This is a genomic window from Limnobacter sp. 130 (genome assembly GCF_902506325.1).
GTDB lineage: Bacteria > Pseudomonadota > Gammaproteobacteria > Burkholderiales > Burkholderiaceae_B > Limnobacter.
The window spans coordinates 627,385-644,082 of the sequence record NZ_LR732330.1 but is presented as its reverse complement, the minus strand read 5'-3'; the positions used below and the strand labels follow the sequence as shown (position 1 = coordinate 644,082).

Genomic DNA, 16,698 nt, shown 5'->3' with positions numbered 1-16,698 from the left:
ACACCATGAAATCCAATCGTCTTTCAAACTGCAGTTCAAATACCCGGTTTCGTCGCAAGGCAGTGGCTTTGGGCGTGGCAATGGCCATTGCAAGTTCGTCGTATGCCAACCCCACCGGAATGTCGGTGGTTGCAGGGCAGGCCACCGCGCAAACCATTGGTAACCTGATGCAAATTACCAATACGCCGGGTGCCATTCTGAATTGGCAACAGTTCAATATTGACGTGGGGCAAACCACGCAGTTTATTCAGCAAAATACAGCCAGCCAGGTGTTTAACCGAGTCACAGGTGGCGATGTTTCCCAAATTCTTGGCACCCTTCAAAGCAATGGGCAGGTGTTTTTGATCAACCCGGCCGGCGTGTTTTTTGGGCAGGGCGCAGTGGTTGATACAGCCGGGTTTTTGGCCAGCACCTTGGCGGCCTCGAACACTGATTTGTTGAACGGGCATTTGCGTTTCAACGACTCCACAGGCACCGCCGGCAATATTGTGAATCAAGGTTCGCTGACCACGCACTCCGGCGGCTCCATTGTTTTGTTGGCCCCCAGCATTGAGAACAGCGGCATTATTCATGCCGATGGCGAAGTGTTGTTGGCGGCGGGGCACAGTGTCACGATTGTTGACATGAGGCACCCCACGATTGGCCTCACAGTTGCCGCGAAAGAGGGCGACAAGGTGGTGAACCTGGGGCAAATCATCAGCAAAAACGCCTCCCTGTTTTCGCATTTGGTGAAAAACAGTGGCGTGGTTGAAGCCACTGGCGCGCAGGTTGGCGAGGGCGGCGTGATTCGATTCATCGCCCAAGGCGATGCGTTGGTGGGCGGTCAGCTGCTTGCCGAAGGCAGCAGCGGCCAAGGTGGTGAAATCGATATCACCGGTCAACGAGTTGCCGTGCTGGAAGGTGCCCGAATTTCCGCAGATGGCGCCACGGGTGGCGGTACAGTGCATGTGGGTGGTGGCTGGAAAGGGCAAGACGCCAGTCTTGCCAATGCGCAACAAACCGTGGTGCAGACCAATACCCGAATTTCTGCGAATGCCACTGCCAACGGCAACGGTGGTGAAGTGGTGGTGTGGGCCGATGGACACACTGTGGTTGATTCCGAGGTGCAAGCCAAAGGCGGCGCATTGGGTGGCAACGGCGGTCGGGTAGAAACCTCGGGCAAACAAAGCCTGGCGGTGAATGTAGCGGCCAATACTTCTGCGGCAAATGGTGAGGCCGGGCAGTGGCTCATTGACCCGGCCAACCTGACGATTGTGGATCAAATTCCGGAAGGTGGTTTCAACCTGGAACCTGGGCAACAAAGCCCGTTTTTCTCGACAGACGACATTAGTTCGACCTTCTCGCCAACCGAGTCCTTTTTGCTGAACAGCACCGTGGTGAGTGGCCTTGAGAACAACGGTTTTGTTCAAATTTACACATCGGGGACACAACCCGGAGACGGCAACTTAACCATCTCTGCACCCATTCTGATCAGTCAGAATTTCTCACAATCTACGGGCGTGAATCCTTTGCTGTTTCTTGAAGCCAAGGGTGAAATCAACATTGATGAGGCTGTTGGTTTAAACCCCGGACAACTTGCATTCGACGGGTTTGATTTGCACTTGAGTTATGACATTGCGAAGCCTGTGTATATCGATGCACCACTGTATTTGGGCAATTCCGGCAGCTTGATTCTGTCCCCTTACGATGTCGGCAATACATTGCCCACCAATACACTTGGGCAATTGCCGCTGGATGGTGTGAATTTGCTTTCGGGCATGAACAGTGCCAACACGTCTCAACCATTGCTGCTGAATCAGATCTATGTCACCAGTGCGGTAGCCACAGATCCAATGACCGAGCAAAGCTTGAATGTTGATCCGGGAAAAACAGTCAAGTTGAACGTGTTGGGTGCCAATTTGATGGTGAACAATCTCAGCTTTTTTCCTGATGAAATCACGCCTGCAACCGACATTCGAGTCGGTGTAGATAATTTCGATTTGCCTGCGCCCATTCAAGGCAATCTGCAATACAACTCCATGGAGGCCAACAGCCTGACCGTGGACGCTGGCAGCACTGTGTCTACATTCACTCGGTTTGATCCAGAATTCTCATTTGATTTGAATCCAAATACCATTTTGAACAGGCTGGTTTCAAGCGGCACCGTGAACTTCAATGGTGGATTCAGCGAGATTTTCGAGATTGATACCAATGCGGGCACCCTGAACTTTCTAAGCAACTCTGGCAGCAGCAGCTCGCCTTTTGGTTTTTATGACATTGGCGACCTTGTGGCAGGAACGGGAAGCACGATTAACCTGGTGGGTGCCAGCATGTCCTACCAAAAGGCAGTGCTGGATGGAACCTTCAATTTGATGTCCAATGAATTCGGTTCTTCTGCTTCGTTGAGCGCGATTGACACCGATTTGAATGGAAGCATCAACTTTGCCCCGGGCTTTGCAAATGCAAGTTTTCAGGCGCTCGGTATGGGTGCCAATTCACGAATCAATTTGTCGGCGGGATCCTATCTTGAGTTGGGAAGAGCATTCACTTCCTCTGGCTCTACACCAATGGTTCTGGCCAAGCAGGAAGGCGCTTACATTTCGACCACACAAGGGCAATTCGTTGCCCAGCAGGGTGCGCGCATTGTAATGAACGGGGCCGCCTCCGATGACATCATTCACTCAGAGCCCCCCCTTGAAGCCGCAAGTTTTTCAAGCTCACCCTTTGGTGGCGCAATTGTTGACATCACCGGCCTGGACGGTCGCCTGGATGCGCCGGTCACCATCGAGGTCAACGGATTCTTGAACTCGATTCAAACCGATACGGAGAATTTTGACTTCAACTCGGAAGTCAGCGTGTCGACTCCAATTAGCACCATGGTGATCGAATCGGCCAACATTCAGGTGAATGCTGGTGGTGACGGACGTTCCTTAAGGATCGGGGAAATTCAGTTTTCCGAGACGCAGAACTCTGAATTCGAGGCTTTGGTAGATCTTGATTTCAATGGTTCGCTAACCGTGAATTCGGGCCGTGTGCGTCTTGAGGGTAAAAATATTTCGACCACAGACGGGAGTCTGAATGTAAACGGCGCGAACTCATTGATCGCCTTGTCTGGCAACTTCGTCTCTGCAGATCTGTATGGTGTAAACCGTACAAATGGCGGTCGATTGGCGGCAGAGGGGGTGTGGGACAACAGTGCCGTTAACGCCGCCAATGCAGCAACTTCTGCGCCGCTTTCCAAGGGCAGTATTCTGGTTGCTGAAGACTTGGTGGTCACTGGTGGCTTGCTCACCAGTGCGGGTACTGCCAATTCAATCAATATTGCACCTGACGGTTTCCTTGAACTTCGCAACACCGAAGTAAGCACGACCATCAATGTATCGCCCACGGGCGTGGTTTTACTGGCAACTCAAGATGAAAATGGTGCCCCTGTTACACCTGCGGTACTGATTGGTGCCAACATCAACATGGGCGGCGACTCTTTCCTGATTGTGGAATCCGATGCCGAAGGTGTGGCGAATTTGAATGGCACAGCCACCATTAGCTCGGGTACGCAGGGCAACCTGATTCTCGCGGGTCGACGCGCCTACGACCCAATGGCGGTGGATTCAATTCCCGACTCGATGACCTTGAATGTGGGCAGTGGAATCACGCTCAATGTGACCGGTAACGCTGCCAGTTTGCCACCGGCGCTCAGCTTGTTTTATGGAAACACGCCAGCGCCACAGCGCCCTGTGTTCCTGGTGGGTCAGCTAACGCCCGAGGCCGTGGCGATTGCCGAGTACGAGGACTTTGATGGATTCTCCACGCCTGTGACTACCGTGTTGTCCGGTTTTTCAAATCCGTCTTTTGTAATTGACGGCACGCCTGATTCGCTGACGGACGGATTCACCTGCTCGGTGTTTGATTTCTGTGTGAAGTTTGATGTGAACCAGGCTGTAGCCTACTCGGGCATGGTACTGACCTCGCTCGGCTCGCCCAGCCCCACTTTGGCCAACAGTGGGGTCGCGTTCGCTGCTGGAACCGATCTCAGTGGTTTACGGTATGCATTTCAGACCATCGATGAGATCCAGTTCATGATGGGTTTGAACATTGTGACTGCGGCTGATCTGCAAAGTGGTCGACGCATTGTCAATGGTGTTTCTTCAACTGTGCGCTTGGGACCCAATCAAACCAACGAGACAATTACCAACAACATTGAGAACAATGGCTTGTTTGAACTGCAAGGCAATTACACCTACAGTGGATTGCTTTCCGGTACGGGCACGCTGAGCAACAGCGGTAACCTGATCCTGAGCAACAGCACAGGCAGCCTGATCCAGAATAACATCATGAACAGTGGCTCCATCAGCAACACTGGCTCGTATGTTCTCAATGGCTTGGCATCGTCAAACACAGCGGGCTTTTTCAACAGCGGTACCTTAACTTTCAATATGGGTGTGTTCTCCTTCGGCAGCAGTGGCTATGTTCAGACTGCAGGCAATCTCAATGTGCAACCCGGCGCCGTGTTGAATGGCAATGTCAATATCAACGGCGGTGCCTTGCGGGGCTTTGCAAGCATCAATGGCAACTTGAATGCACAAGGCGGCCGAATCGTTCCTGGTGCTTCTCCTGGTTTGATGACAGTCAGCGGTGATTTGAACCTGGACTCAACCAGTGTCATTGATATTGAGATAGCCAGCGACGGCGGCGTAAAAGGCACTGATTTTGACTGCATTGTTGTTCAGGGCAATGCCAACCTGGCAGGTCAATTGAACCTGATTGATATTTCCGGAGGCACCTTGACTGCTGGCAGCCAATACGCGTTTCTGGAAGCCAGTGCCATTAACGGAAGTTTCGGCAGCGTCTCGAATGCCCCTGCCAGTTCTGCCTACACCTTCTCGTCTCCGGCTGTGGCAAGTGTGAACCAGATTCAGCAAATGAGTACCACGACTGTTGCGCTCAGTTCGCCACCTCCTGTGTCCGAACCAGGCTCAACTACAAGTCCGACCACCTTGACTCAAACAACAGGCACCTCGGACTCCACAGTGGGGCAGAATTTGAATCAGGCGTTTACACCGACCTCAACGTCTACATCAACAACGTCGACAAGCCCCAGCAGCTCTTCGACCCCTCAGCAAGAAGAGCAGGCCGTAACGGTGGCAAATCAGAATACCGGGGGTACAACCATTTCACAGCAGTCCAATGACATCGAGTTGAAGACCACACAAAGTGATCCACAGCGTGCTTCGGCAGTGTGCAAATGAGGACCTACAACATGCATAAATTATTGGCCCTTGGACTTTTCGCCTTCACCTTCGCGGGCACCAACCCTGCCTTGGCCCAGAATATTCAATCGAAAGACCTGGCACCTGCAGGCGCTTCAGCAAGCAATCAACCGACCAAGGCAATCGTCGGTAGTATCAAGGTGGTGACTGGTTTGGTGAATTTGCAAACTGCCGAAGGCAAAAACAAATTCGCCAGTGCAGGGACCAAACTGAACGTGGGCGATGTCATTAATACGCAGGCCAAAAGTACGGCGGTGCTTGAATTTGTGGACACCACGCAAGTGGCCTTGCGGCCCAACACGCGCTTTGTGGTTGAGAACTACGAGTATCAGCCCGAACAGCCGATAGCCGACAAGGCAGAATTTAAACTGGTGAAAGGGGGGTTGCGCACCTTGACTGGTTTGATCGGCAAGCGGGGCAGTGCAGATGCCTTTGCACTGAAAAGCGAAACCGCAACCATTGGTATTCGAGGCACCGATTTCTCCGCTCGAATTTGTAATGGCAACGAGTGTAATCGCCTTGCCAAGGGTGAGTCTGAGAAAGCCACTGTGACGAACACCTCCACCTCAGATGTAGCAGGACGCGTGTCGCAATTGACCGGCGAGTTGTTCGCCATTTCGTCAAATGGAAAACGCCGTCCCCTGCAAAAGGGCGCCGCGGTGTTTGCAGGCGAAACGGTGGATGTTCCTGAGGGTGGTTATGCCGTGCTCAGCATGGCAGATTCCACCCGTTTGACCTTGCCGGGGGGTAGCTCCATGCAGGTGGCGGCTTATCGTTATGCACCCGCTTCGCCCCAAACATCAGTGGCATCGTTCAAGTTGTTGAAAGGTGCGGTACGCGCCGTTACGGGCGCAATCGCCAAGGCGGAACCCAACAATGTGAAGTTTTTCACAGAAACTGCAACGGTGGGTATTCGGGGCACTGCAATTGATATTTCGTGCACTTCAGCCGCAGGCGGACTGGTCGTGTGTTCTGGCGGGGCCAACCTGACGGTTGAGCTTCGAGACGGGCAAATTATTGTGACCTCGGGTGACATGAATTCCGTGATTAATGCCGGGCAGTCTGCAATCATTCCTGCAGGCAATGTGAAAATTCAGGTCATCAATTCGTTGCCCAATGTGTTGGGTAATGTACCCAATGCCGGACCATTGCCCGAGACAACACCCGCGAATTTTGAATCCTTGTCGTCCACGCCAGTGCAGTCCTTGCAGCAGGGCGCTGACTCTGAAGGCGGAGCACAGCTTTATGTGGCTGTGAATGATGGTGTGATCGTGATCACGAACTCCAATCAAACTCCGCTGGAAGTCAATCGGGGCGAGGGTGCTTTTGTGCAAACGTCAACCAATTTGCCGCCTCAGTTGTTGACTGCACCGCCTGACATTATCGTTGAAGACATTACCCTGTCTTCGCCGCCTTTCTCTGCACCACAGTGCGCACCATAAGGGCAGTCAAGGCGTGAGTACATTCAAGAAGTCCTGGCGAAGAATCGCAGGCAAGGCTTTTCGCATTGGCGTGGGCTTTTCATTCACCGCCATAGCCTTGCTGCATGTGTTGGGTTTTGCGCCCAGCGATGTGGTGAAGCGTCTCGATTATCTGGTTTACGACGTGCGGCTTCGGGCCGAGGCACAAAAGCCCGAGCTTGATCCGCGCATTGTGATTGTCGACATTGATGAGAAAAGCCTGGGTGAAGTGGGGCGCTGGCCTTGGTCGCGAGATGTCGTGGCGAAATTGGTGCTTGAATTGACCGACAGGCTGGGCGCAGCTGCAGTGGGGTTCGACATTGTGTTTGCCGAGCCTCAGCAAAGTGATGCATTGTTGGCGCTTGGGTCCATTCTTGAAAGCAAACCCACCTTAAAAAGTGAGTTGCTAGGTTTGGAAGGGCAAATTACCGCTGAATTTGATCGTGATGCGCAACTGGCGAAAGTCCTGACTGATCGCCCAGTGGTGTTGGGGTATTACCTGAATCAGGATGCGACCGCATTGTCTGGAGCACTTCCACCCGCATTGTTCAAAAAAAGCCAGTTGGGTGACCTTACCCTGGACAGCACCAGCTGGCAGGGCTACGGTGGCAACATCCCGGTTCTACAAAAAAATGCTGAAGGCGGTTATTTCAATCCCATTTTGGATGAGGACGGTACAGTGCGTTCCATTCCGCTGCTGGCCCAATTCAACGAGGCTTATTACCAAAGTTTTGCCTTGGGTACACTTCGACGCGCGCTGGGTAACCCACAGGTGATTCCGGTATTTCCGGAAGGTGTACCCGATGACTATGGCGCAGTTGAATTAATAGCACTCAGGTCTCCAGAAGTTGAATTGGACATTCCTGTAGAACGCGGTTTGTTGACGCGCGTGCATTTTCGCGCCAAGGGCGGTCCCAATGCGGGCGGCTATCGTTATGTCTCGGCGGCCGATGTACTTGCGGGTGCATTAAAACCCGAAGACATCGAAGGTCGAATTGTACTGGTGGGAACCACTGCACCTGGTCTGCTCGATTTGCGAAGCACGCCCGTGAACCCGGCCTACCCGGGGGTAGAGGTCCATGCCAATGTCATCAGCGGCATGCTCGATGGTGTCTACAAACTTCGCCCTGAGTATTCCCAAGGTTTGCTTTTCATCACCGTACTGGCTGTCGGTGTGGTGCTCAGCGTCATGATGCCGATTCTCAACGCCACCTGGTCGCTGTTGGTTGCGTTTGCGGTGTTGGTGGCCAGCGTGGCCATCAATTCAGTGTTGTACTTTCAGGCTGGCCTTGTGTTGCCTGTGGCGGTTGTGTTGTTGTTGGTATTGGCGATTTTTGTGTTTGACGTGGCCTATGGTTATTTGGCTGAATCGCGCAGTAAACGGCAAATGGTGGATTTGTTTGGAGAGTACGTGGCCCCCGAGTTGGTGTCTGAAATGGCATCGGATCCCACACGCTATTCCATGGAAGGCGAAAGCCGCGAACTCACCGTGCTGTTTTCCGATGTGCGTGGTTTCACCACCATTTCAGAGTCACTCAAGCCCAATGAATTGCGTGAGTACATCAATGAGTACCTCACGGTGATGTCTGAAATCATTCGTTCCCATCGTGGCACTTTGGACAAGTACATTGGTGACGCCATCATGGCATTTTGGGGGGCACCCATTGCCGATGCAGAGCATGCGGAGTTGGCCACCAAAGCCGCCATCGCCATGCAGGAGGAAGCCGTGCGTTTAAACGAACGGCTCTTGGCGCGCAACTGGCCCACACTGGCCATTGGGGTGGGTGTAAACACCGGTCAAATGCGTGTGGGCGACATGGGCTCTAAAATTCGCCGCGCGTACACTGTGATGGGCGACGCAGTGAACCTGGGCTCACGACTTGAAGGCATCACCAAAACCTATGGTGTGGGCGTTATCGTAGGCCCGCAAACCAAAGCAGCTGTTTCTGGCATGGTTTTTCAAGAGTTGGATGCTGTGAAGGTAAAAGGCAAGAATGAGCCCGTATTCATTTATGCCCCCTTGGGCGAGCACAGCGCCGTGACAGAGCAGCAATTAACCGGTTTGCGCGTGTGGGAGACCATGTTGACGCAATTCAAGGCGCAGCAATGGGACGCTGCGCTGCAAAGCCTGGATGAATGGCACGGCCATTCACCGGAGTTCAATGTGCTTTACGACTTGTATGCCGCACGCATTGCGTACTTCAAAGAAACACCCCCCCCTGAAAACTGGAATGGTGTAACCCAGTTCGACACCAAGTAAAACGAACTGATTCAGCTTAGATCAGTTCGTTTTGCTGGTTCAAATACACTTCGGGTGAAATCCGGAACGCAGCGCCGGTTGGGCACGCACGAACACAGGCCGGGCCGCCTTCTTTGCCATGGCACAAGTCACACTTGTACGCTTTCTTGATGGCGTTGGCATCGTACTTCACAGGGCGTTCGCCCAAGGGGCCGCCCGAACCGAAGAGCAACCAAGACAACAAGCCAGTTTTTCTGGGGGGTGGTTTTACGCGCAATTCAATCGCGTTGTATGGGCAATTTTTGGCACAGTTACCACAACCAATGCAGGTGTCGGCAATCATTACCTCGCCTTTTTCATTGCGGCGAATGGCATCGGGTGGGCAGTCTTTCATGCAATGCGGCTGTTCGCAATGTCGACAGGAATGCGCCAGATGAATGTTCTGGAATGTGGGCCCCGCGTCGCGATCCAGGCGGGGTATCCCATCGTGGGTTTCTGCACACGCACGCTCGCAATTGTCACAGTGCACGCACAAATTTTCATCGATCACCAAGGCGTTGGTTGCGTCACCCAAACCTTGCTTCATCAGAAAATGAATCAGATCGCTTTCGCGTTTTGCCGTGCTTTCCCGAAAAATAGCGTCGTGCACGCGCTTGCCAATCTTGGCCTGCAGCGCTTTTTTCCAGTTGCTGTTTTTGCTCAATACATCGATGACCGCGTCGGCTTGAATCAACAGCACTTCAGTCAGTACCGTGGCGGTGCAAGTGGTTTGGCGGTCTGTGCCATTGACCAGATCAATTTCACCGACATAGCTGCCTGCGGATACATAAGAAAGCACCGAATCCTGATCATCCAGCAATTTGGACACCGACACCGATCCGCGTCGGATCAGGTGCAAGCCGTCGGTTTTATCACCTTCACTGAACAGTTTTTCACCCCGTACGTAGCGGGTCACACTGATGCCCGATGCAATCAGTTGTTCGATTTCCTGAGGCTCTAGCTGTGGGGCAAGGTGCGTGGACAGGGCGCGGCGCACGAACGTTTCGTCGATGGTTCGGCGCACCGCATCCACCGAGGCAATCAACTTCAACATCGCTTTGCGAGGTGTTTCGATCAATACGCAGTTTTCTCCTGCATAGACCGTGGCCGTGCGGCGTCGCCCGGAGATCAGGCCCATTTCGCCAAAATAATTGCCTTTGTCGAGATTCAGGATAAAAGGCTTGCCTTCCTTGTTCACCAATTCAATGCCCACGCCACCTTGCACAATTGTAAAGAAAGTACTGGTGTAGTCGCCTTTGTGAAAGATGACAGAGCCTTTCTTGGGTTGGTGCAGCGTTGATTCCAGCATGAATTCACGCAGTTGAAGGCGGGTCATCTGGTTGAACAGGGGAACGTTGTCCAGAATCATGTCAAGCACGGCCGAGACAGAAATATCACCCAAGGGCATGAATTTCTCAGCGAGCAGTGGTTCGTCTGCAGGTACCACAGGCAGGCCCATGATCGAGTCGACCACTTCATGGCCCTGGTTCATCGCTTGCTTGATCAAAGGGTAGCCGCCCAGGGCACCTACAATAAACAGGCCGGGTACGTTGGATTCATAAGTTTCGCTCAGGGCAGGCACTGCATTGGGATCGCTGTTGGGAAAGGTCACCCCGAAGCTTTCCACCAAGCCACGGGGCGGTGTCGCCCCCAAGCGTGCAATGATTCGGTGCACGGGCATGGCCTGCTCACCTTCCGGGCCTTTGTAGCGGTAGTTCAGGGTGGGCTCGCCGTCTTTGGCCTCCGGCATTTCTTCGACCGCACTCGTACTCGTGTTGTAGAAAATGCGCAGGTCTTCGTTCCTGTCTGCTGCAAGAATCTGATTCAGGTTGCCTTCTTTACACCGGGCAAATTCATCTTTGCGGTTGATCAGCACCACCTTGTTGTTTTTCATCAAGGCCAGTGCGTTTTCAATGGCGGCATCACCAGCCCCAATCACAATGATGGTTTCATTGTTGAACTCATCAGGATCAGCCAAGGTGTATTGAACATTGGGAAGGTCGTCGCCCGCGGTGCCAATCTTTCGAATATTTCCCTGTAGACCAATGCCCAGAATCACTGTGCGGGCTGTGGTTGTAGTGCCGTCTTCACAGGTCAGTTCAAAAGGGCCGGCACCATCATTGAGCCTGATTATTTTGCTGACTGTTTTCTTGTATTGAATATTGATTTTTTGATCAAGCAGCTGAGAATCCCAGGTGCCCAAAACACTTTCGCGTTTGCCCGCATCAAATGACATGCCACTGCGAAGCGGCAAAAAGCCGGGCTCAGCCATCACATGCTTGCCCTTTTGGTACTTGTAAATGGTGTCCGATGCGTGTTTCTCTGATTCGAATAACGCGTATTTGCAACCCAGTTGTTGCGCACGCGCAGCGGCAGACAGGCCCGCTGGGCCAGAGCCAACAATTGCAATATCCAGATCAGCTGACAGATCGCTGAACATGGGGGTTGGCGTAATGCGCGTGTTCGTGTCGGACATGTGTTTAACCCCCCACCGCAGCTTTCAACGCCAGCAGTTCGGTCTGGAATTGTTTGCGGTCATATCGTTCGTCATTGTTCAATAACCTCAGCAGGCGATCCATGCGTGCATTCACGGCACTGGCCAGTTGCGAATTGCCTTTGTTTGCAAGGCCGTTGGCTACACTGCTAATGGACATGTAGGCCTGTTCAGCACTGGCGTAATCGGGGTATTGGTTGCTCGCGGCCATGGTTACCAATTCTTTCAAAAGTTTTTCCATAATGGGTTCAGTGAATGACACCTTTTGCACAACAGAACGGGCCCTGTTTAGCTCGCTGTTCAGGCTTCGCGCAATGCGTTCAATCTCTTGCATGCTGGCCGCTGGCGATGTGCTTTGAATGTGAAGCTGCTCAATCAGGCTTCTCAAGGCAGGTTCTTGTGCGGGTGCTGCGGCCCGAACCACGGCCTGAACCATGATCAGGCTGGCATTGTTGATGCGTGGCTGGCCAGGGGTCAGTGCCAGGTCTTTGCTCCAGTCTTTCTTGCTCATGGGTGAATGGCAGGCGTGGCAGTCGAACATCATGAGTTCCGGCACAATGCCTTGGCGATTCCGCTTGGGGTCAGCAATTAATTCCAGCAGGTTTGCGCTGGTGGCGAACTGGCCCATCGCCCATATTTTTCCGGTGTCGAATGCACCTTTGCGTTCTCGCCAGTCATCATCAATGCGGTAATGGGGCGGCTCCAGCGCCATGAATGTTTCAACTTCGATTGAAATGCGCGGGTGGCCCGCACCCATGATTTGGTGGGTGATCGGGCGGCTGGAATCACCCACATGGCAGCCGGTGCACAATTTTGCAACCGCATAGGGGTCGCTGGTGGGGTACAGCCCGTTTTCCACATTTCTGGCGTGGCTGGCTTTCGGTTCCACGTGGGTTTTAATCCACTTTTCAGCGGGGCCGTGGCAGGCCTCGCAGTTCACCCCATCACTTTTGTCAAAGCGCGGCCCTTGTTTGCTGGCCGGTACATTGTGGCTGTGGCAATCCAGGCACACCTTGGCTTCATGCGCAGGTTGTGCAAGCTTCAGATTTTTTGCAATGCGTTGGGATTGCGCGTTTTTCAGCACCGCATAGGCTTGGGTGTGTGGGTCTTGCCGCAACCAAGTGGTGTATTCATTTTGTAAAACAGGGGTGGCTGTGCGCTCGGCAATGCTGCCGTGGCATGTGCTGCTGGCGCAGTTCACGGTGCCCACCGATTGGTTGGGCGACTGGTGTGGCATGGTTTGCGCTGCGCCAGTCAGGGGCATGGCAAGCATCCCCACCAAAAAGGCGATTGCGGGCGAGAAAAGAAGACGGGCTGTCATGGCTTAATCCTTTCTGAAAGCCACTGAATTCACTTTGGGCTTGGGCAAGTAGTTTTCCTTTTCAACTTTGTCGGTCACCGTCCACAAGCGGCCATCGGCCCGCAGGTAAAACGCTTCCATTTCCTTGCGTGTGAAGGGGCGAGAACCAATGCGGCCAAACACCGCAATCTGCCCACCTGTTTCATCGACCGCACGGTCCCGATCCAGTCCTTTCGACACAGACAATGCCGGGCTTGGGGTTTTACGCCACGCAATCAACTCGGGCATGGGCGCAGGCGAAAAACCGTAAAATCTTGGCTGTGTGTCTGGCGAGGTAAGCTGCAATACCTTTAGCCCGTTCACACCATCGGCCACATAGGCAAACAGTGATGCGTTGGTGGAACCCACCACCACATCATGCGCGTCATTGAGCTGACCGTCAGCAGTAAATTGTTGATACACCACGGGCTTGCGCGGGCGCTCAATGTCCACAATCACCAAACCTTGTTTTTTCGCAGCCACGTAGGCGTAGGTGCGGGCCAGGTACACGCGTTGCGCATCGGCCATGGGCACCACTGCGCCAGTGTGTTCCGGTTTTTCAGGGTGGGTAATGTCGATCACTTCCAGCCCTTTGGCGGTGGTGGCAAACAGGTAGCGGAATTGCACCGCTGTGGCGCGTGCGTCCTGCAAGGGCAGGGTGGTGATGTGCCTTGGTTTTAGCGGGTCGTTGATATCAACAAACACAAGCCCTTTGGGCGTGGTGATGTAGGCGTAATGCCCGCCCAGCGCAATGTGGCTTGCGCCATTCAACACCCCGTTTTCATTCCAGGTCACAGCGCGTTCAAAGAAGTTGTTGCGCGGTTCGCCATCGGCCAGCGTATTCACATTCACCGCAATCAAGCCTTCCTCACTGTCGGTAATGAAAGCGTAGTTGTAGATGGGGTGGAAGGGCTGTTCCATATTGGTAATGCGCATCAAATCGCCCTGGTTTTTCTCGGGGTTGATGGGCTGGTTGGTGGGCAAGGCCATGCAGGTGGCATTTTTGCTGGCCACATGGGTGTCGTGCCCCAGTGGGCTGAATGGTGCCGTAATTACACGCTGACCAAAGCCCTTGTTGGCCACGCTGGCCGCGTCGTAGGCCCGGAAACCGCCTTTGCCTTCGGCCACAAAAACGTACTCGCCACGCAACTGAATGCAACTGGCCACGCCCTTGGTGGCGTGGTCCATTAACGCTGGCACCACGGTGTCGGCCAGTTCGCGCTTGCGGTTCAAGTGGTTCTGGTAATAATCGGGGTAGGCGTATTTGTGCAGGTAACTGCCCAACACGGCTTGGGGTTCATCCCATTCGGTCACTGTAATTGCAGCAATGTGTTCGCTGCCACCCAACCATGCATTGAAACCAATGAAGTTCACGAAGTTGGTGCCCTGCAAAAGCAGTTGCGCCATGATGGCGTTGTTGTCATCTTCGCGAGACAAGTGGCAATCGCTACAGGTTTTGGTTTCTTCTTTGCGCTCGGTGTGTGGGTAATGCGGTGCAAAGGCTTGTGAAGAAAAACCACTGGCTGAGATCGGCGGCTGCTGAATGTAAATGCGTTCGCGGTTTGCGTTCATCGACGAAAGAATCAAGGCCGAGCTTGAGCGAATTGGCGCAATGCGATTGCCTTTCACCGGGCCGTGTACGCCCAGCTGGAACATGTCATCCCGCGCTACTTGCGGGTTGTAAGTGGCGTAGTTTCTGGTTTCCCCACCCTCATAGTGCAAGCGTTCGGTTTTCCAGTTGGCCTGAATCGGCAAGTGGCAACCCGCGCAGCTGGTGGTCCAGCTTAGGTGGCAGGTAAAGCAGGTCATCTTGTCGTTGTCGTGGGCCAGTTCCTTCACGCCTGGGCCCCATTTCCCGTCTTGTCCTTCCGCGCCTGCACCCATCAGTTTGGCGCGTGCGGCCTTGGCGTTGTACTGCGGGTGGGCCGGGTTCATATTGTCTTTGACCAGGCTCATTTCCCATTCTTTGTCGGGGTCCAGTGCCGCCCGCTGGTACAACTTGCCATCGCGCCATTCAAACCGCTTGCGGCCGTCTTGCGTACGCAATTGGGTCAGGTCGGTGCCGCCTGGGGGCGAGGCTGGGCCGCTGGTGCGCAGCGTGGGGTACTTGGTGGCCGTGCCGTGGCAGTCGGCACAATCCACTTCAACAGCCGCAGCCACTTCACCGTAAATATGACCATTGCCGTGCATGTCTTGCGCAAAGTGGCAGTCTACGCAGTGCATGCCCACGTCCAGGTGAATCGAGCTTAAATGCACCGCCTTGTCGAATTTTTTGGGGTCGTCGTCGGCAACAATGTTGCCTTGCGCATCCAGCAATGCACCCTTGCGGTTGCGTTTGAACACGGCACGGAAGTTCCAGCCGTGGCCGTGGTAATCCGCAAACTGGGTGTCTTTCAATTTGCTGTTCAGCGTTGAAACATTCTTCAGGAATTCCGGGTCGCTCCACTTGCCCCGCACTGCTGCTTCTTCGGGGTTGCGGTCCAGAATTTCACGCATTTCAGAATCGGTGGGGTAACGCTGCTTTTCCGGCCACATGTGCGGCGCATCGCTTTCGTAATCCCACATGATGTAGCCGTAATAACTGTTCACAAACACGTTGGGCTGGTGCATGTGGCACACCATGCATTGTGAACTTGGAATGGCGCGGGTGAATTCATGTTTCACCGGGTGGCCACTTTCATTTTTCGCAATGGTGGGGTCGATGGTTTGTGTGGTGCCGTCGTGACCAAACTTGGCGTAGGGGCCTGCGTGCCTTGGGTCGCGGTCGTTGGTGTACACCGTGTGGCAACCTGTGCAGCCCGATGAACGGTAATCGCCCGGTTGTTCGTTGGTGCCCAAAAACCAAAGGTGTGGGTCATTCAGGCGGGTTTTGGTCACGTTGATCAACGGCACCGCAATGCGTTGGCCTGTGCCGGGGCCACGGTTCGATTGTTTAATGTCTGGGCGGCCCGGTTCATCCAGGCGCTGAATTTGACCAAGCACATTGGGCAAACCCACTTCCGGAAAAATACTGTTGATGACCTTTCCGCCACGTTCAAACACCCGGAAAACGTCGCCGGGTGGGGCGGTTTCCCACGCTGGCAAGGGCGCCAGTTCATTCAAAATGCCTTTGTGTACAAACAGTTCGTTGTTCGCTTCCACCGGGTTTTTCAACAGGCCTGGTTTGCCGTCTTGCGTATACGCTTCGCCCAGAATGTAGCGCTTGTAAGGCAATATGCCATTGTTGTACGAAGCGCCGCCCCACAGCATGGCCGATGTGCTCATCAAGCTGCGTTCTTGCGCTTGAATCACCGGCAGGTGGCATGCCCCGCAAGCCTCGCGCGCCACGCGCAGATCGCCCGGGTTGATAAAGCGAATGTAGGCCGGGTGTTCTTTGTTCAGTTTGGAATAAGAACGCTTGGGGTTGGCTGAAGAAGGGTAGTTCCAGAACTTTTCATTGCGGGGTGCAATGTGGGCTTTGTCCAGCGCAGCGCGGTATTCGGGTGCAAATCCTTTTTCGCGTGCAGCACGTGTGTGGTCGTAGGCAAGCGTACCCTGCTTTTGCTCCGGCCCATTCCACTTTACTGTGGCATCACCACCGTGGCAATCGGTACAACCAATGACCACACCTGGGTTGGCATGCATGGTGTGCTGGTCGGTTTGCGTGTGGCAGCTCATGCAGCCTTCGGTTTTTGCAAAGGCCTGTTGTGCGGTTTGGCGCTCCGGTGCAGCTGGCGCCATGGTGTAGCTTTTCTCTGGCAAATTGTCGCTTGCTGAATGGGCCACACCCGCGCTGAACAACAGCGCGAAACCGAGCGCAGAAAGCCACCCCTGCCAACGGAACTGGTTGGCTGGTTTGGCTTGCGCTGCTTTGGCATTATTCAAATTCATCAACAAACAAC

General features: G+C 53.9%; 6 protein-coding genes. 3 read left to right on the top strand and 3 right to left on the bottom strand.

Translation table 11 applies throughout. The annotated features are described in order from the left end of the window. Positions 1 to 5: 5 nt before the first annotated feature. The 3 genes from FRIGORI9N_RS12020 to FRIGORI9N_RS12010 are packed head-to-tail and all read left to right on the top strand — an operon-like array spanning position 6 to position 8,966. On the top strand, positions 6 to 5,225 hold the full coding sequence (locus FRIGORI9N_RS12020) for a filamentous hemagglutinin N-terminal domain-containing protein (RefSeq protein ID WP_159571320.1): 5,220 nt from the start codon (positions 6 to 8) through the stop codon (positions 5,223 to 5,225). Positions 5,226 to 5,236: 11 nt separating this feature from the next. Continuing rightward, positions 5,237 to 6,688 carry a FecR domain-containing protein gene (locus tag FRIGORI9N_RS12015; protein WP_159571317.1) on the top strand — a complete coding sequence of 484 codons (1,452 nt, stop codon included), beginning with the start codon at positions 5,237 to 5,239 and terminating at the stop codon, positions 6,686 to 6,688. A gap of 13 nt (positions 6,689 to 6,701) precedes the next feature. Beyond that, positions 6,702 to 8,966: a CHASE2 domain-containing protein gene (locus tag FRIGORI9N_RS12010; RefSeq protein ID WP_159571314.1), complete on the top strand. Its 2,265-nt coding sequence runs from the start codon at positions 6,702 to 6,704 to the stop codon at positions 8,964 to 8,966. 16 nt (positions 8,967 to 8,982) lie between these two features. Here FRIGORI9N_RS12010 and FRIGORI9N_RS12005 read toward each other — a convergent pair whose 3' ends face one another. The 3 genes from FRIGORI9N_RS12005 to FRIGORI9N_RS11995 are packed head-to-tail and all read right to left on the bottom strand — an operon-like array spanning position 8,983 to position 16,687. Beyond that, the gene (locus FRIGORI9N_RS12005; protein ID WP_159571311.1) at positions 8,983 to 11,460 is read right to left on the bottom strand and encodes a cyclic nucleotide-binding domain-containing protein; all 2,478 of its coding nucleotides are present in this window, start codon (positions 11,458 to 11,460) and stop codon (positions 8,983 to 8,985) included. Between the two features lie 4 nt (positions 11,461 to 11,464). Next, a complete protein-coding gene (locus FRIGORI9N_RS12000) occupies positions 11,465 to 12,799 on the bottom strand; it encodes a multiheme c-type cytochrome (protein ID WP_159571308.1) in 1,335 nt (444 codons plus the stop codon). Positions 12,800 to 12,802: 3 nt separating this feature from the next. After that, complete coding sequence (locus FRIGORI9N_RS11995) at positions 12,803 to 16,687, bottom strand: hypothetical protein (protein ID WP_159571305.1); 3,885 nt, start codon at positions 16,685 to 16,687, stop codon at positions 12,803 to 12,805. Positions 16,688 to 16,698: the final 11 nt, after the last annotated feature.